Annotated in this window: 19 protein-coding genes; all 19 read left to right on the forward strand. The window is 37.8% G+C overall.

Annotated elements, in window-relative coordinates; genetic code table 11:
* Positions 1-314 precede the first annotated feature (314 nt).
* The 19 genes from rpmE (at position 315) to atpE (ending at position 16,989) form a co-directional block, all read left to right on the forward strand.
* Complete coding sequence (rpmE, locus tag LO754_RS02385; protein WP_231785509.1) at positions 315-518, forward strand: 50S ribosomal protein L31; 204 nt, start codon at positions 315-317, stop codon at positions 516-518.
* A gap of 246 nt (positions 519-764) precedes the next feature.
* Positions 765-1,337, forward strand: a complete 573-nt coding sequence (locus LO754_RS02390) for a thymidine kinase (RefSeq protein ID WP_024362886.1) — start codon at positions 765-767, stop codon at positions 1,335-1,337.
* A gap of 266 nt (positions 1,338-1,603) precedes the next feature.
* On the forward strand, positions 1,604-2,680 hold the full coding sequence (gene prfA / locus LO754_RS02395) for a peptide chain release factor 1 (protein ID WP_024362887.1): 1,077 nt from the start codon (positions 1,604-1,606) through the stop codon (positions 2,678-2,680).
* The gene (gene prmC / locus LO754_RS02400; protein WP_231785510.1) at positions 2,667-3,527 is read left to right on the forward strand and encodes a peptide chain release factor N(5)-glutamine methyltransferase; all 861 of its coding nucleotides are present in this window, start codon (positions 2,667-2,669) and stop codon (positions 3,525-3,527) included. Before prfA ends, prmC begins: the two co-directional genes overlap by 14 nt.
* Positions 3,528-3,571: 44 nt before the next feature.
* Positions 3,572-4,162 (forward strand): stage II sporulation protein R, encoded by a 591-nt coding sequence (locus LO754_RS02405; RefSeq protein ID WP_025218582.1) that lies wholly within the window; start codon positions 3,572-3,574, stop codon positions 4,160-4,162.
* A gap of 100 nt (positions 4,163-4,262) precedes the next feature.
* Positions 4,263-5,297: an L-threonylcarbamoyladenylate synthase gene (locus LO754_RS02410; protein ID WP_231785511.1), complete on the forward strand. Its 1,035-nt coding sequence runs from the start codon at positions 4,263-4,265 to the stop codon at positions 5,295-5,297.
* A 229-nt stretch (positions 5,298-5,526) separates the two neighbouring features.
* A complete protein-coding gene (locus tag LO754_RS02415) occupies positions 5,527-5,973 on the forward strand; it encodes a manganese efflux pump (protein WP_231785512.1) in 447 nt (148 codons plus the stop codon).
* A 68-nt stretch (positions 5,974-6,041) separates the two neighbouring features.
* A complete protein-coding gene (locus LO754_RS02420; RefSeq protein ID WP_231785513.1) occupies positions 6,042-6,479 on the forward strand; it encodes a low molecular weight protein arginine phosphatase in 438 nt (145 codons plus the stop codon).
* Positions 6,480-6,487: 8 nt separating this feature from the next.
* A complete protein-coding gene (locus tag LO754_RS02425; protein WP_024362893.1) occupies positions 6,488-7,771 on the forward strand; it encodes a methyl-accepting chemotaxis protein in 1,284 nt (427 codons plus the stop codon).
* A gap of 356 nt (positions 7,772-8,127) precedes the next feature.
* Positions 8,128-8,565 carry a ribose 5-phosphate isomerase B gene (gene rpiB, locus LO754_RS02430; RefSeq protein WP_231785514.1) on the forward strand — a complete coding sequence of 146 codons (438 nt, stop codon included), beginning with the start codon at positions 8,128-8,130 and terminating at the stop codon, positions 8,563-8,565.
* 126 nt (positions 8,566-8,691) lie between these two features.
* Positions 8,692-9,234 carry a TIGR01440 family protein gene (locus LO754_RS02435; RefSeq protein ID WP_024362895.1) on the forward strand — a complete coding sequence of 181 codons (543 nt, stop codon included), beginning with the start codon at positions 8,692-8,694 and terminating at the stop codon, positions 9,232-9,234.
* A gap of 62 nt (positions 9,235-9,296) precedes the next feature.
* Positions 9,297-10,538 (forward strand): serine hydroxymethyltransferase, encoded by a 1,242-nt coding sequence (gene glyA / locus LO754_RS02440; protein WP_231785515.1) that lies wholly within the window; start codon positions 9,297-9,299, stop codon positions 10,536-10,538.
* 284 nt (positions 10,539-10,822) lie between these two features.
* Positions 10,823-11,128 (forward strand): hypothetical protein, encoded by a 306-nt coding sequence (locus tag LO754_RS02445; protein WP_231785516.1) that lies wholly within the window; start codon positions 10,823-10,825, stop codon positions 11,126-11,128.
* A 102-nt stretch (positions 11,129-11,230) separates the two neighbouring features.
* Positions 11,231-12,976: a bifunctional diguanylate cyclase/phosphodiesterase gene (locus LO754_RS02450; protein WP_231785517.1), complete on the forward strand. Its 1,746-nt coding sequence runs from the start codon at positions 11,231-11,233 to the stop codon at positions 12,974-12,976.
* A 126-nt stretch (positions 12,977-13,102) separates the two neighbouring features.
* Entirely contained in the window at positions 13,103-13,732 is a 630-nt protein-coding gene (upp, locus tag LO754_RS02455) for a uracil phosphoribosyltransferase (RefSeq protein ID WP_024362898.1), read from the forward strand.
* 194 nt (positions 13,733-13,926) lie between these two features.
* A complete protein-coding gene (wecB, locus tag LO754_RS02460) occupies positions 13,927-15,048 on the forward strand; it encodes a non-hydrolyzing UDP-N-acetylglucosamine 2-epimerase (RefSeq protein WP_024362899.1) in 1,122 nt (373 codons plus the stop codon).
* A 536-nt stretch (positions 15,049-15,584) separates the two neighbouring features.
* Positions 15,585-15,956, forward strand: coding sequence for an ATP synthase subunit I (locus tag LO754_RS02465; protein ID WP_024362900.1), 372 nt, complete (start codon positions 15,585-15,587; stop codon positions 15,954-15,956).
* A 34-nt stretch (positions 15,957-15,990) separates the two neighbouring features.
* Positions 15,991-16,701: a F0F1 ATP synthase subunit A gene (atpB, locus tag LO754_RS02470; protein WP_024362901.1), complete on the forward strand. Its 711-nt coding sequence runs from the start codon at positions 15,991-15,993 to the stop codon at positions 16,699-16,701.
* 63 nt (positions 16,702-16,764) lie between these two features.
* Positions 16,765-16,989, forward strand: coding sequence for a F0F1 ATP synthase subunit C (gene atpE / locus LO754_RS02475; RefSeq protein ID WP_004269474.1), 225 nt, complete (start codon positions 16,765-16,767; stop codon positions 16,987-16,989).
* Positions 16,990-16,991 lie beyond the last annotated feature (2 nt).

Consider the following 16,991-nt stretch of genomic DNA (forward strand, 5'->3'; position numbering starts at 1 on the left):
GAATACTACTTGAAGTAGAGCTTTTAAAAGAGCACAGAACATTAGATTTTATTGCATTCTAGTAAAGTAAGATTAATTGCGGGTGCATTTGCAGATGGCTTTTAGCGTTAAATAGTGCCAAGCTATTTTGCGAAGTTCGTGGGTAATGACATGAAAATAGTTTTCAATATTTTTTGCTTGAAAACAATAAAATAACTATGTTATACTTCAAAAGTATGCAACGTGTACATATGTAGCCGACATATTCGGGCTATGTAAGGTACAGTTCGAATTACTCTGTTCCAGATGGTTCAGGGCGAGAGGAGAAAACGAATATGAAACAAGGAATTCATCCAGACTACAAAGAAGCAACAGTAACTTGCTCTTGTGGTAACACTTTCAAAACTGGTTCAGTAAAAGAAAACATCGTTGTCGAGTTCTGCAACGAATGTCACCCATTCTATACTGGTAGTCAAAAATTCGCGTCTGCTGATGGTCGCGTGGATCGTTTCAACAAAAAATACGGTCTTAAAAACTAATGTTAGTTTAATACCTGCCAAGCATGTGCTTGGCAGGTATTTTTTTCAGTATTTAAAAGTGCAAGCAATCATTGCGTCTTAGAGTATAGGTTTCTTTCGCAACGTTGCGGGCGTTTAATATATAACAGCAGTAGAGCGGATTTTGAAATTTTAAGCCAACCCACAGCTATAATCGTTCGGGCTTAAAGCTAATTGCTTAAATAATTCCTTTCAAAATCCAATGACAACAGGGAGGGAGAAAATACAATGGCACAGCTATACTATAAACATGGCGCGATGAATAGTGGCAAATCAATAGAAATCTTAAAAGTTGCCCATAACTATGAAGAACAGCAAAAGCCTGTCATGATCTTTACGTCAGGTCTTGATACACGTGATGAGGTTGGATTTGTTTCAAGTCGAGTAGGCTTAAGACAAGAGGCTATTCCAATTTATGAGGATACAAATATTTTTGAACTTGTAAAAAATAATGAAGTAAAGCCATACTGCGTGCTTGTAGATGAAGTGCAATTTTTAAAAAAGGCACATGTGCTACAATTAGCGAATATTGTGGATGAACTAGATATTCCTGTGATGGGCTTTGGCCTAAAGAATGATTTCCAAAATGAATTATTTGAGGGTAGTCAGTATATGCTTACATATGCAGATAAAATTGAAGAAATGAAAACGATTTGCTGGTTCTGCCATAAAAAAGCAACGATGAATTTACGTGTCGATGATAATGGTAAACCTGTGTATACAGGCGATCAAATAAAAATCGGAGGTAACGATTCTTACTATCCTGTTTGTCGAAAGTGCCACGCACATCCACCGCTTTAAAGTTGTGTTAACATGGAAGTGGACTATTGTTAATTTCATCGTATGGCTATCATGATTTTAAGCAATCCACCGAATAATTGTAGCATACACGCGGAATTTTCCTTATACTAAGTAAGGGAAATATTCCATGCATATAATTACGCCTAACGTAATCCGTAGCCGGAATAATTAACAAATAGAGGAAAATAGTGTTCGTCTCATTCACTTTAAAGAGAGGCGAACTTCTACTTGAATATAGATAAATGAACTAAATAGAGGTGAAGCCCATGTTTGATAGACTACAAGCAGTAGAGGATCGTTATGAAAGGCTAAATGAGCTTTTAAGTGATCCTGATATTGTAAACGACAGTAAAAAATTACGTGAATATTCAAAGGAACAATCGGATATTCAAGAGACAGTGGATGCTTATCGTGAATATAAAAGTGTTAAAGATCAACTAGTTGATACACGAGAAATGTTAGAGAATGAAAAAGATCCGGATATGCACGAGATGGTAAAAGAAGAATTCAACTCATTAAAAGAACAGCAAGAAGAGTTGGAAGAACGTCTTCGTGTTTTATTAATTCCGAAAGATCCGAATGACAATAAAAACGTTATTATGGAGATTCGTGGTGCAGCCGGCGGTGATGAGGCAAATATTTTCGCAGGTGACTTATTCCGTATGTATTCTCGCTATGCTGAAACACAAGGCTGGAAAATCGATATTATGGAAGCAACACCAAACCCAATGGGCGGCTACAAAGAAGTAATCTTTATGATTAACGGGCAAGGCGCTTATTCTAAATTTAAATTTGAAAATGGTGCACACCGTGTACAACGTGTACCAGCAACTGAATCACAAGGACGTATTCATACATCAACAGCGACAGTGGCTTGCTTACCGGAAGTAGAAGAAGTAGATGTTGAAATTCACGAAAAAGATATCCGTGTCGATACATTTGCATCTTCAGGCGCAGGTGGGCAATCGGTAAATACAACGATGTCAGCTGTTCGTATGACCCATTTACCAACAGGTGTTGTTGTATCCATGCAGGATGAACGTTCACAAATTAAAAACCGTGAAAAAGCGATGAAAATTCTTCGTGCACGTGTAGCAGATATGTATTTACAAGAAGCACAAAAAGAAATTGATGCAACACGTAAGTCAGCAGTAGGTTCGGGAGACCGTTCAGAGCGTATCCGCACATACAATTATCCACAAAACCGTGTCACAGATCATCGCATTGGCTTAACAATTCAAAAGCTAGATCAAATCGTTGAGGGTAGACTAGACGAAATTATTGATGCGCTAATCTTAGAAGAGCAAGCATCGAAGTTAGAGCGACTTAATGATGACCTATAAAAATGTAATGGAGTCCCTTGATTGGGCTTCTTCTTTTTTAGTGGATAATGGACGCGAAGAGACTGCTGCTCGTATTGTCATGCAGCATGTACTCGGCACAACGTATTCGGCTGTGATGTTACACTTACAAGACACCTTAACCTTTGAGCAAAGTGAACGGTTTGAAAAATTGATTGAAGAGCATGCAAGTGGCCGACCTGTGCAGTATTGTATTGGTAGCGAAGAATTTTACGGACGTACATTTATAGTAGATGAGTCGGTGCTTATTCCGAGACCTGAAACCGAAGAATTAGTGCTGGCAACAACCAATCGAATTGGCCAATTATTTGAAAACAAAACGCTAAAGCTAGCAGATATCGGAACAGGTAGCGGTGCTATTGCCATTTCTATGAAGCTAGAATGTCCAGAATTAACAGTTGTAGCAACAGATGTATCTGTTGCGGCATTAGCTACTGCCAAAAAAAATGCACAATTACTAGCTGCGGATATTGATTTTCGTCTAGGCGATTTAACAGCACCTTTAGTTGGGGAAAAGTTTGATATTGTGTTATCGAACCCTCCATATATCGCCTTTGAAGAAGCGAAGGAGATGTCTAGCATTGTGTTGGAGCATGAACCACATAGCGCTCTTTTTGCGGAAGAGGACGGGCTTGTGTTATATCGTAAACTAGCACAACAGCTTCCGGCTCTAATGAACAAGCCAGCTTTAATTGGACTGGAAATTGGTTATACACAGGGAGAGCAAGTAGCAGAATTTTTTAAAGAAAGTTTTCCACAGGCTAGTATTACCGTGGAAAAAGATATTAATGGAAAACCTCGTATGGTTTTTTGTGAAATTCATGTATAAAGATTATCCTTCTTGACCACAATGTTGAGCAAGGAGGGATTTTTATGTTAAACGAATACAAGATTGTTAGATTTCCAAAACAAAATAGTGTACTAGCCTTTGCTAGACTAGTAATCATTGCGATAGCTTTACAACTATGTATTTTATATATTCCATCATTAATAGGTTCTGCACAGCAAGCTATGAATCATCAACAAGAAAAAGATTTTCGTATAAGAGTTATAGCAAATAGCAATACAACGAATGATCAACTAGAAAAAGAGCAACTTGTAAAAGACTTAAAGCCTTATTTATTACAAGTAGGTGCTACTACAGATGTGGATAATGACAGCATTGCGACATTAAAAAAGAATATTGAAGCACAATTAAAAGAAAATTATCCACAATTGCATACACAAGTTGTACTTGGGGATAACTTATTTCCACCGAAAAGACAGGAATCGATGTTTTACCCACAAAATATGTATCATTCAATTGTAGTGAAAATTGGTGATGCGCGTGGCGATAACTGGTGGTGCAGCATTTTCCCATCTATTTGTGAACCTGAACAAGAGGAAAAAAAGGAAGAAAAGAAAGAAGAAAAAGAACAAGTGACATTTTTTATTTGGGAATGGATTAAAGGAATTTTTGAGTAATTGTGCACAAATTCAGATAACTTATACACAATTATGGATAAGTTATAAACAAAATGTGGATAATTCAGAAAAAAACAACGATTGAAAGAAGGTTTTTCATATGGAAACCGTTTGCAAGATTGTGGACAGTAATGTGAATAGTCAAACAACTTATGCACAAGCTGTGGATATCTTAAATGCAGGAGAAGTTGTGGCATTTCCAACAGAAACGGTTTACGGTTTAGGGGCAGTGGCTACAAATGATGAAGCAGTCAAAAAGATTTTTAAGGCAAAAGGTCGACCATCCGATAACCCGCTTATAGTCCATATAGGAACGAAAGAGGAAGTTCACCTTTATATAGAACATATTTCTGAACTTGCAAAAAAATGTATGGATGTATTTTGGCCAGGGCCTCTTACACTGGTGATGCCAGTAAAACCAAATGCGCTAGCAGAAAGTGTGACAGCTGGCTTAAAAACAGTGGGCATTCGTATGCCTGATCATCCCGTTGCGTTAGCATTACTACAGCAAATACAAAAACCGCTAGCTGCACCAAGTGCGAATCGAAGCGGGAAACCAAGCCCAACAGAAGCGATACATGTAAAAGACGATTTAGAAGGGTACATACCGTATATTTTAGATGGTGGTCCAACAGGCATTGGCTTTGAATCAACTGTCCTTGATGTTACGCATGAACCACCCGTTATATTACGTCCAGGTGGCATTACAAAGGAAATGTTAGAGTCTGTAATAGGCCCAGTTATTCAACCGTCCAAAATAGAACAGACAATGGAAGAAACACCGAAAGCGCCAGGTATGAAGTACACGCATTATGCGCCCAATGCACCTGTCTACTTAATCGACTGTGATGACCAAAAAGTGCAACAAGCAATACAACAACTTCAGGCACAGCAGCATAAAGTAGCACTTCTAGCACCTGCAAGCTTTGAGCATATTCCAACCGATTTTTATTTTTCAATCGGTCAAACAGGTAGCAAAGAAGAAATGGGTGCGTCCTTATACCATGCGTTGCGTGCTTGCGATAAAACAGACGCTACCATTATATTAGTAACGGCAACCTCCACAGAAGGTGTAGGCGCCGCCATTATGAACAGACTTGAAAAAGCCGCGGGCGGTAAATGGTATACACGTTAACATTGGAATGCATCGAGACTCTACTGGCGATTGGTGAGAATTTCGTGGCGATGCGCCGAGTTTTCATCACGACAAGCAAGAATTTACCAGAGATATCCACAAGTTTACCCGTAATATGAAAGCATCAAGGAAGTTCGTTCTTGATGCTTTTTTTGATATGGACATTATTGATAATACTGTATTTTCGAGCATAAAATGATAAAATATTAGAAAGCGAAGGAGTGCATTCTTGCAGGGGATTCTTGCAGGTATTTTAACGTCTGTAGATGTCATCGGGTTATTTGTATTAATTCCAAATGTTAGATATCGCTTGTTTTTGGCAGTGTGGACAGCCACGTTACATATGCTTTTTCCACTGCTCGGCTTTGAATTAGGAAGCTACTTAGTGCGTTTTTTGTTAGAATGGGGACAATGGATTTCAAGTATTTTATTATTTAGTATTGTCCTCCATTTACTGTTGTCTTCTCACAAAAATGAGAAAATAACCATTTCACCCGTTTTATTAGCTGTGACTGCTAGCCTAGATACCTTTTCAGTGAGTGTTTCTTTTGGTATGCTTAACTTAGAAAAAACAATTTTTATAATTAGTGCTGGATTGAGTGCTTTTATTTGTTCTTATGGGTCTTTAGTTTTAGCACGCAGAAGTCAGGTTTTTTTGGAAATAAAATTCAAATAATTGCAGGCATTATTTTTATCATTATGAGTATCCTTGCAATTAAAAAATAAATAAGGAAGGTGATAAGTGTGAATATATTATTTGTATGTACTGGGAATACTTGTCGCAGTCCGATGGCAGATATTTTAAAACAGAAACAACTCGCCGATGTTAATGTTCGTTCAGCTGGAATTTATGCAATGCCGAACGCAGAAATGTCTGCACATGCACAGCAAGTTTTACATGAGGCGAATATAGCTCATCAGCATTTAGCTACACAACTATCCATAGCAGAAGTGGAGTGGGCCGATCTCGTTTTAACGATGACCACAGCACATAAAGATACCATCATTGCTAACTATCCACATACGGAAGAAAAAGTTTTTACATTGAAGGAATATACGAGTGAAGGAAGCTATGAAAATGTTGTAGATCCTTACGGTGGGAGTAAAGCAATTTATGAGGAAACCTTTGCAGAATTACAGGAACTAGTTGAGCGATTAGTAAAAATACTTGAGAAGAATTGAGGGGCACTATGAAAAAACAGTTTGGCTTACGACTTAAACTAGTATTATTTGTAAGTATACTTGCACTAATCACATATAGTATAAGCTTTATCTTCATTGAATTTATACAACCTACTGTTTTCCCGGAAACCAATCGTAAGCTATTTGAAGTGATTACTTATTTATTAGGGATTACTTGGTCAGGTATTTTAGCTGCAATTTTCAGCGTTATTTTAATCAAGCCATTACAGCAGCTTGAATATTCTGCTACACGTGTTGCAGAAGGTAAAATTGGACAGGATGTAGTGATGCCGAAAACAAATGATGAGATTCGTTCAGTCGCTATAGCATTCCAACAAATGGTGTTAAATTTACGACATATGGTAGAAAGCATCGATCAAAACTTCCAACAAACAAATCAATCTATTATTAAGCTTTCCGATGAAACCGCTGTTGCTACAAAGAAAGCAGACGGTATTGCGGTGACAGTGAGACATATTTCCGAAGGCGCCGAAGCGTCAGCTACAGCAGTACAAGATACGGCAGAAGCAATTGAAGATGTGCGAGCATTAGCAACTGAAGTCAATACGAGAGCTGAACAGTCTGCAACACAATCGAAAGAGATTTTACATAATTTAACTAATACAACAAAAGCGATTGAAACGTTAGTCAACAGCATTCAACAAATTGCAGCAGGCAACAACGAAGCGTTAGAAAGTATTCGTACATTGGAAGACAATGCGGGACAAGTTGAACGGATTATTAGTTTAGTAGGGGATATTGCTGCACAAACTAATTTACTAGCGTTAAATGCATCCATTGAAGCTGCTCGTGCAGGAGAACACGGAAAAGGCTTTGCGGTTGTAGCAGAAGAAGTTCGTGGCTTAGCGGATGAAAGTGCAAAAGCAGTACAAGGCATTACTTCTCTAATCCAATCCATGCAACAAAATGTTGAGATTGTCGTGAAGCAAATGAATCAACAGGTAGCATTTGCAACAAAAGAAGCAGCACGCGTATCAGAGACAACGACAGCTGTTGAAGGAATGTCCTCTAGTGTGCATGAAATGGCAAACGCAATTGTCGAGATTTCTTCATTAATAGAAAAACAAATGCACAATATCGAAACAACTGCTCGACAATCACAAGAAGTAGCAGCAATTGCACAAGAAACATCAGCAGGTGCTCAGGAAGTTAGCAGTGCAACAGAGGAACAAGCTTATGCAATCGAGCAGGTTGAACAACTTGCGCAAGATTTAAAAAAGCAATCTGAAGCGCTTCATAAAATGATTCAACAATTTGATAGACAAGCATAGAAAATTAGACTGTGGACAAGCTTAAAAAGCATGCCCACAGTTTTTTATTTTATCTGGCATGGACGATAATGGGGTCTTTTGGAAAAGATATCAAAATAGTTTGTCCACCGTAATAGAAAAAACAGACAAACTTCAGAAGAGGGAATATTAGAACAAAAGACCATTATCCGAATTTATTAACAGGATATTCACATTATCCACAAAAAAAAGACCTAAAAATGAACGTTTTTTAATCAACTTACAAGAAACGTTCGTCTTTTAGGAGAAATCAGCATAAAAATGCAACAAAAATCATGTTATTCTAGGGAGAGAAGTGGTAAACTAATGTTGACTATATTTCGAAATGAGGGAACCCAGTGAGAATAGCAATTTCTTCTGATCACGGAGGCAATAATTTACGTCGTGAGATTATGCAACTGTTAGATGAGCTAAATATTAGCTACGAAGATTTTGGTCCACAATCTGCGGATTCAGTAGACTATCCTGATTATGCAAAGCCAGTTTCTGAAGGTGTTGCTAGCGGGGAATTTGATAAAGGCATTTTAATTTGTGGAACAGGGATTGGCATGTCCATCGCTGCGAACAAAGTAAAAGGTATTCGTTGTGCTTTAGTACACGATGTATTTAGTGCAAAGGCAACTCGTTGCCATAATGATTCAAATATTTTAGCAATGGGTGAGCGCGTCATTGGTCCTGGACTTGCACGTGAAATCGCTAAAATATGGCTTGAAACAGATTTTGAAGGCGGTCGCCATACACGCCGCGTAGAAAAAATCGCTGAATTAGAACAATAAACAATACGCTTTTTCAGTCGTGGTCACAATAGCGAATAGGCAGTGGCAGCATATGCTGTCACTTTGCCCTATGCCATTGTACGGCTTAGCGTAAGGAAAAGACATCAATAAAAGGGGCTGAGCTTAATGGTTGTGCAACAAATACAAACGCAATTGACTCAGTTACTCAGTGATTTCGAAGAGCAAGTAGTGTTGCGACCAAAGACTATTTTTGTCGTAGGCTGCTCTACGTCTGAAGTGATTGGTCAGAAAATTGGCACAGCGGGTGCGTTGGAAACAGCACAAGCGATTTTTGAGCCGTTGCAAGCATTTGCAAAGAAACATCAGCTATATCTAGCATTCCAAGGCTGTGAGCATATCAATCGTGCAATTACGATGGAAGCTTCAGTTGCAGAACAGTTTGGCTATGAACCAGTAGCAGTCATACCTGTTCGTACTGCAGGCGGGTCAATGTCAGCTTATGCGTATACAAAATTGGAAAACCCAGTTGTTGTAGAGGCGATACGTGCACATGCAGGTATTGACATAGGACAAACGCTAATTGGTATGCATTTAAAGGAAGTAGCTGTTCCAGTTCGTACATCCGTACGAACAGTAGGGGAAGCAATTGTCACAGTAGCAACAACACGTCCAAAGCTAATTGGTGGCGAACGTGCTGTATATAAATAACACTACTTCTGTTGTCAGAGGTACAGGTAAATAACGATAATACTTAGGAGGCTTTTTCAAACATGGCATACGAAAAATTAGCAGTACAAGACAAAGCAGTATTAGATGGGATTTTAGCAGAGAAAAAACGTCAACAAGCGAATATCGAGTTAATTGCATCTGAAAACTTTGTATCTGAAGCAGTAATGGAAGCACAAGGTTCAGTTCTTACTAACAAATATGCTGAAGGTTATCCGGGAAAACGTTACTATGGTGGCTGTGAGCACGTAGACGTAGTTGAAGATATTGCACGTGACCGTGTGAAAGAAATCTTCGGTGCAGAATATGCTAACGTACAACCACACTCTGGTGCACAAGCGAATATGGCTGTATACCATACAATTTTAGAACCAGGCGATACAGTGCTAGGGATGAACCTATCTCATGGCGGTCACTTAACACATGGATCTCCTGTAAACTTCTCAGGCGTGCTTTACAATTTCGTTGAATACGGTGTAACAGAAGATACACATGTAATTGACTACGAAGATGTTCGTCAAAAAGCATTAGCACATAAACCAAAACTAATTGTAGCGGGTGCATCTGCATATCCACGCGAAATTGATTTCGCTAAATTCCGTGAAATTGCCGATGAAGTAGGAGCTTACTTTATGGTTGATATGGCACACATCGCAGGTCTTGTAGCTGCTGGAGAACACCAATCACCAATTCCTTACGCTGATTTTGTTACATCGACTACACATAAAACATTACGTGGCCCACGTGGTGGTTTAATTCTTGCATCTAAAGAATGGGAGCAAAAATTAAATAAATCTGTATTCCCAGGTATCCAAGGCGGACCACTTATGCACGTAATCGCTGCAAAAGCAGTAGCATTTGGCGAAGCTTTACAACCTGAGTTCAAAGAATATGCCAAACAAATTAAAGCAAATGCACGCGCTTTAGCAGACGTGCTAATCGCTGAAGGTGTAGAAATCGTTTCGGATGGCACAGATAATCACTTATTACTATTAAACGTAAAATCTCTTGGCTTAACTGGTAAAGTAGCAGAGCATGCACTAGATGAAGTAGGTATTACAACAAACAAAAACACAATCCCTTACGATACAGAATCTCCATTTGTTACTTCTGGTATCCGTATTGGTACACCTGCTGTAACATCTCGTGGCTTTAAAGAAGAAGATATGAAAGAAGTCGGCGCTATTATTGCAGCTGTACTTAAAAACCCTGAAGATGAAGCGGTGAAAGCTGAAGCAAAAGAGCGCGTAAAAGCTTTAACTGACAAACATCCATTATACGCATAATCATTATTGTGAAAAGGCTGTGACTAAAGTGTAAAGTTCACTTTAGCCAAGGCCTTTTTGTTTATATATCTGCAATAATCACTTTTTTGCTACCCAAAAAATAAAATCATCTTATTTATGGGTTTTTTTACATAAATATATAATAAAAGGGTATATTGTATTCACTAAGGACAACTAATGTCCTGAAAAGGATAATATTTTTTTATAAAAGTGACAATTTATTGAATTTTTATGTACAATATATAATGAAGTTATAGTTGGTGGATAGAGACGGGAGGGGTTGGATGGTTACTAAATCTATGGATATACACAATAGTATATTATTAACGACAATTCGTAACTTAGGTGAACAATCAAAAGAAAGCTACGTTATTTTAGATGCTAAAACAAATTGTATACTAGAATGCAATGAATGTTTTTGCATGCTAATAAATGCAAGTCATACAGAGATCCTCAAAAAAGATTATTTTGAGATGCTTTCAAATCAGTTACAAACGACAACAGTTGAAATGATAAAAGAGAAAATACATAGTGGAGCAATGGTGACAGCAAAGTTGCATCACCATCGCTTTGAAAAGCCGCCATTTTGAGCCGAGATGCAGACCCTTCCTTTTCAAAGTCATAATAATGAAACTTTATTTGTGTTAGTACTTGTAAAGGATATAACGTATTATCATACAGAAGATTTTATAATGCAATTAGAGAGAGCCATCTACGAAGCGATAGAAAAAGACGAGCCATTTTACAAAAAAATGGACACTATTTGTAGCGGCATAGATGAATTTTTTATTCCATTTGTCTTTAGTACAATACTTATTAAAACAGAATCCAATCAACTTCAAGTGTTTACTTCTAATAAGATGCGTGACCATGTACCACAATTTTGTGAGATGAACGACTTTTATAGACAGGTGATGCAACAGGGATCGACGATAATTACAAATAACTTAGAAGATATTGCTATTCCAATAGAGTTTAAACGTTTTGCCAATACAACAAATAAACAAATTGGATGGTTTGTCCCTATTCGTAATCAGAAGCAACAAGCGATTGGCTTGTTTATGATATTTTCGCAATATTCAAGCGAAAGTACATTGTTTAATAAGTTGTTTGAAAAAATAGGTGCACTTGTTGCATTAGCGTTTACGTATGCAAAAACACAAAGAAGGATACGGGATTTAGCATATAAGGATATTACAACGGGTTTGCCGAATCGACATAGTTTTTTAAATAAGATTGAACAGGAAGAACAACGAGGGCATATTGGCTTTATCAAAATAATACAACCTAGTGAATTCCATCAAGTCGTTGAATTATACGGTCGAGAAGCGGGCGACGAGTTATTAAGGCAAGTTGCTCGACGCCTCCAAGAACATAAAACCGAAATTAATGAATATATTGCTCGATTTACAAGTTCGAGTCTTATTATTTCTCAAGTTACACATAAAGAAGAATTCAGTGACTATGAACAACGCATCAAAGAATTAACACGCCAGCCCTTTATAATAAATGGTAAGCACATTTATATTACGTTAAAAACTGGAATTTCTTATTTTGATAAAGCAATAAAAATTGCTGATGCCATCCGATTTGCTGATAATGCACTATCTTATGCAGCTAACAAACCAGGCACACATATGGAAATATTCACAAAAGAACGCAACGATTTACTAGAGCAACAAATGACTGTTCTAAATCATTTATCACAAGCACTTAAAAATAAAGAAATTTCTGTAAATCTACAACCAAAAGTAGATTTACGAACGGGTGAAATTCAAAGTATTGAAGCTTTAGCTCGTTGGCATTCACCTATTCTCGGCTTTGTATCGCCGGCTATGTTTATACCAGTTGCAGAAAATGCAGGTAAGGTTCGTGAGATTGATAGTCAAGTGTTAGAGATAGTACTTGCATGGCTAGCAGAGCGGCAACAATTAGGCAAGAAGCTGGTGAAAGTTGCAGTCAATATTTCGCCAGATCATTTTTACTATCTTCATTTTGTAAGGGATATCCGCCAGCTCGTTGAAAAATATAAAATTGATCCAAGCAATATTATTTTAGAGGTAACTGAAAATATCGGTTTAGTCGATTTCCAAACTGCATTCACCATTATCAAAGAATTAAAAAGCTATGGCTTTCAAACATCGGTGGATGATTTCGGGACAGGCTTTTCCTCGCTGAGCTATTTGCAACGATTACCGTTCACAGAGTTAAAGATTGATCGCAGTTTTATTAATGACATAAAAGATGCGGCAACATTAGCCATTGTACGTTCCATTATTCAGCTAGCTTTAAATTTAGGCATGACATCTGTTGCGGAAGGAATAGAAAATGAGGAACAGGTTGAGATTTTACGAGCGCTAGGTTGTACAGTCGGACAAGGTTACTTCTATTATAAACCAATGTCAATTGCACAACTTGATACTATACTTGATGTATAATTAGCTTGTATATGTAGCAAACACTCTAGAAAAGGGCATATCTCGAATTTAATTTTGAGACAGTTGATATTTTCTGTTATACTAGTTGAGATAAAAATCAATCCGAACGGTTAGGAGAGAACCCCTTTGAGCAAAGTATACGTATTTGATCATCCACTAATCCAACACAAGTTAACTTATATTCGTGATAAAAATACAGGAACTAAAGAATTTCGTGAGCTAGTTGATGAGGTAGCAACATTAATGGCATTCGAGATTACGCGAGATATGCCTGTAGAAGAAATTGAAATTGAAACACCTGTAACCATTGCAAAAACAAAAGTTCTTTCTGGGAAAAAACTTGCTATCGTACCGATTTTACGCGCAGGAATCGGCATGGTAGACGGTGTATTAAAACTTATTCCAGCTGCTAAAGTTGGTCATATCGGTCTTTATCGTGACCCAGAAACATTAAAACCTGTTGAGTACTATGCAAAATTGCCTGCAGATGTTGAAGAACGTGACTTCATTATTGTAGACCCAATGCTTGCTACGGGTGGTTCAGCAGTGGAAGCTATCAACTCACTGAAAAAACGCGGTGCGAAAAGCATTAAATTTATGTGTTTAATTGCTGCGCCTGAAGGTGTAAAAGTGATTCAAGACGAACATCCTGATGTGGATATCTATATTGCAGCACTTGACGAAAAGTTAAATGACCATGGCTACATTGTTCCAGGTTTAGGTGATGCTGGAGACCGTTTATTCGGTACAAAATAATATTGCGTGTATTGCTTACGAAGTAATATCGTTTTATAAACAGCAACTTTATAGCACTTGAAAGCGTCCTTCAGTACTGAAGGACGTTTCATAGTATGTTTGGGCAATTCATCCCCCGAACTTGGCACTTCAAGGTGAAGAAGGGGCAATGCTTTTTAAACGTACAATATAACCAAAGGACGGTGCAAATCGTTTTGACGAAAAAATGGAAAGTGATGACGATTTTCGGTACAAGACCAGAGGCGATTAAAATGGCCCCGCTTGTATTGGAATTACAAAAGCATCCCGAGCAAGTGGAATCGATTGTGACTGTAACAGCACAACATCGCCAAATGCTTGACCAAGTATTAGAAACATTTAAGATTACGCCAGACTACGATTTAAATATTATGAAGGATCGTCAAACACTGATTGATGTGACAACAAATGCTTTACAAGGCTTAGATAAAGTTATGAAAGAAGCGCAACCTGATATTGTCTTAGTGCATGGCGATACGGCTACAACATTCATTGCAAGTTTAGCAGCATTTTATAATCAAATTGCCATTGGTCATGTTGAAGCGGGTTTACGTACATGGAATAAATATTCGCCTTATCCAGAGGAAATGAATCGTCAGTTGACAGGTGTCATGGCCGATTTACACTTCGCGCCAACTGAAGTATCGAAGAAAAACCTATTGGACGAAAATAAAAATCCAAATACGATTTATGTAACGGGCAATACAGCTATTGATGCATTAGCTACAACGGTGAGTGAACATTATACACATCCAGTATTAGAGAAAATAGCAAATGACCGCATGATCTTATTAACAGCACATCGTCGTGAAAATCTAGGTGAACCAATGCGCCATATGTTCCGAGCAATTACTCGACTGCTGGCGGAGCATGAGGATGTTCAGGTTGTTTATCCGGTGCATATGAATCCAGCTGTTCGAGAAATTGCCAACGAAATATTAGGTGATAATAAACGTGTGCATTTAATTGAACCGCTTGAAGTTTTTGATTTCCATAACTTCGCTGCCAATTCGTATATGATTTTAACGGATTCTGGCGGTGTACAAGAGGAAGCACCATCATTAGGCAAGCCAGTTCTAGTGCTACGTGATACAACAGAGCGTCCAGAAGGTATTGCTGCTGGAACTTTGAAACTAGCAGGTACAGAAGAGGAAACGATTTATTCTCTAGCAAAAGAATTACTAGAGGATAAAGAAGCATACGAAGCTATGGCAAAAGCCTCTAATCCTTATGGAGATGGGCATGCTTCGCAGCGTATTGTGGAAGCGCTCTTAGATTTTTTACAAAAAAGCAAGTAATACACCATTCTGAGTTCGAAAAATGAGTAAATAGAACTAATGGTAAATGCGTCGCTAATTTACGAGCATATTTATGTCGTAAATTAGCTTTTTTTTGCATTATTCCGAAAAAACTTTTGGAATCTATGAAAGTTTATACACAAATTTGTCAACAATTTGACAAGAGTATAGTGGCTGTGAAGTTTTTCTCCTTTACTAATTGACTTCAAATATCACCTATTGTATGCTTACAAAGGGTAAGAATGATAAGGGTTTCTATTCGTTGATAGACGTTGAAACACTTGTTATATCAAGTTTCTACTAAATTGACAGTACAAACCATCACTGTCGATTTGCAACGTTTTGTGCGTTTCGGTTTTATACCGAATAAGTATGGGGTGTAAGGCATTATTAGGGATTTACACCTGTAATTTCAAATGACGTCCCCATTACTATTCCGCTGTGAGTAGTGTTTTTCACTGCTCTTTTCTGATTTCACAAAGTGGTCAGCAAACGTTTTCTTTACTCGAAAAAATGATTCAGGAGACTACAAACCAATGCTAGATTTGCATCACATTTTTGCTGTGCAGAAGAGAGCGTTATTTTTTTTGCTCGCACTTTGCGCATTAGGCTGGGGCTTTACGTCCTATCAAACTGTTTTTGCGGGCATCGCAATCGGTGCATTTTTTGGTACGTATAATTTTTGGATTTTAGTTCGCCGTATGGAGAAGTTTGATCGTTCCATTAGTGAAGGGAAGAAAATAGGTTCACTTGGTACAGCACTTCGTTTTGGATCAGGTGTAGCGGCAGTTGCTATAGCCATTTCGTTGCCAAACTATTTTCACTTAATTAGCACGGTCATAGGGCTAATGATTCCGTACGTTTTTCTCTTTGTCGAGAGAATTGTATCTCATGTAAGGAACCACTAATGTGCTTTATTAGAAAGAGAGGTGAAAAATAACAATGAATCATGAAGCTCCGTTAGTAACCATTGGATTTTTAACATTTAACTTATCTACAGTTATGATGTTACTAGTTGCAGCTACTATCGTATTTTTAATCGCAGTTATTTCAACTAGAAACTTAAAGTTAAAACCAACTGGTATGCAAAACTTTATGGAATGGATTATGGATTTCGTAAAGAATATCATTCAAAGCAACATGGACTGGAAAACGGGTGGACGATTCCACATTCTAGGTATCACACTTATTATGTTTATCGCAGTATCTAACTTATTAGGTCTTCCATTCTCTATCATCTATGACCATCAACTTTGGTGGAAATCGCCAACAGCTGACCCAACGGTTACAATGACTCTTGCAGCGATGATTTTAGTATTAACGCAATACTATGGTATCAAAATGAAGGGTACAGGCCATTATGTTGGTACATTCTTCAAACCAATGTCATTTATGTTCCCGTTAAAAATCATTGAAGAGTTTGCAAACACTTTAACATTAGGTCTGCGTCTTTACGGTAATATTTATGCAGGTGAAATTTTACTTGCATTAATCGCAGGATTAGCCGTATCAGGACCAATCGGGTTCGTAGGGGCAATTGTTCCTATGATGGCATGGCAAGGTTTCTCTATTTTCATCGGCTTTATCCAAGCCTTTATCTTCACAATGTTAACAATGGTTTACATGGCTCATAAAGTGAGCGATGACCATTAATATAAAGCATAAATTTTATGCTTGAACCAAAAAAACAAACAATTCCAAGGAGGAAATTTAAAAATGACAGGTTCATTAGGTTTATTAGCAGCAGCAATCGCAATCGGTTTAGGTGCACTTGGTGCAGGTATTGGTAACGGTCTTATCGTATCAAAAACAGTTGAAGGTATCGCTCGCCAACCAGAAGCTCGTGGCGTTCTTCAAACTACTATGTTCATCGGGGTTGCATTAGTTGAAGCCTTACCGATCATCGCAGTAGTAGTAGCATTCATCGTAATGAACAAATAATT

Source organism: Lysinibacillus sp. GJ-1, from assembly GCF_021166035.1.
GTDB lineage: Bacteria > Bacillota > Bacilli > Bacillales_A > Planococcaceae > Lysinibacillus > Lysinibacillus sphaericus.

Bases quoted from the DNA above. Each gene is read 5' to 3' on its own strand.
- rpmE (WP_231785509.1), top strand. From the start codon at position 315: ATGAAACAAGGAATTCATCCAGACTACAAAGAAGCAACAGTAACTTGC.
- LO754_RS02390 (WP_024362886.1), top strand. From the start codon at position 765: ATGGCACAGCTATACTATAAACATGGCGCGATGAATAGTGGCAAATCA.
- prfA (WP_024362887.1), top strand. From the start codon at position 1,604: ATGTTTGATAGACTACAAGCAGTAGAGGATCGTTATGAAAGGCTAAAT.
- prmC (WP_231785510.1), top strand. From the start codon at position 2,667: ATGATGACCTATAAAAATGTAATGGAGTCCCTTGATTGGGCTTCTTCT.
- LO754_RS02405 (WP_025218582.1), top strand. From the start codon at position 3,572: ATGTTAAACGAATACAAGATTGTTAGATTTCCAAAACAAAATAGTGTA.
- LO754_RS02410 (WP_231785511.1), top strand. From the start codon at position 4,263: ATGGAAACCGTTTGCAAGATTGTGGACAGTAATGTGAATAGTCAAACA.
- LO754_RS02425 (WP_024362893.1), top strand. From the start codon at position 6,488: ATGAAAAAACAGTTTGGCTTACGACTTAAACTAGTATTATTTGTAAGT.
- LO754_RS02435 (WP_024362895.1), top strand. From the start codon at position 8,692: ATGGTTGTGCAACAAATACAAACGCAATTGACTCAGTTACTCAGTGAT.
- glyA (WP_231785515.1), top strand. From the start codon at position 9,297: ATGGCATACGAAAAATTAGCAGTACAAGACAAAGCAGTATTAGATGGG.
- LO754_RS02445 (WP_231785516.1), top strand. From the start codon at position 10,823: ATGGTTACTAAATCTATGGATATACACAATAGTATATTATTAACGACA.
- LO754_RS02450 (WP_231785517.1), top strand. From the start codon at position 11,231: ATGCAATTAGAGAGAGCCATCTACGAAGCGATAGAAAAAGACGAGCCA.
- LO754_RS02465 (WP_024362900.1), top strand. From the start codon at position 15,585: ATGCTAGATTTGCATCACATTTTTGCTGTGCAGAAGAGAGCGTTATTT.
- atpB (WP_024362901.1), top strand. From the start codon at position 15,991: ATGAATCATGAAGCTCCGTTAGTAACCATTGGATTTTTAACATTTAAC.
- atpE (WP_004269474.1), top strand. From the start codon at position 16,765: ATGACAGGTTCATTAGGTTTATTAGCAGCAGCAATCGCAATCGGTTTA.